1 pseudogene is annotated in these 369 nt (G+C 38.2%); it reads right to left on the minus strand.

Annotated features, from left to right (window positions below):
• Positions 1–369: pseudogene (locus tag AC6HVZ_RS09405) on the minus strand (IS4 family transposase); the annotation flags it as partial.

Genomic DNA, 369 nt, shown 5'->3' on the forward strand with positions numbered 1-369 from the left:
TAAAGTTTGACTGTTTCACCAATGCCTGCATAGTCGACAGTCACTTCAAAATAACGCACGTTCCTTTTGCGGCAACGTTTTTCTCGCCCTTCATTCTTGAGCGTTTTCAGAAGTTGTTTGGCATTCATTTCTTTTCCGTTGTAATCATATTTTCTAAAATCCTTTTTCATGGCACAAATAACGTGCAGGGTTCCATTTTTAATGCCTCTAACTGTAGAAATAAAGCCTTTGCTTGAGAACCAGCTGTCAACTAAAACATATTTTGCTTGAAATCCATGCTTCACCGCTCTTTTAAGCATTCTAAGAGCATTTGTGATTTTGTCTACATCACACTCTTTCTTGCGCTTGGCACCATTAGACTTTGGATTT

This window comes from Oceanobacillus sp. NCCP-135 (genome assembly GCF_059698015.1).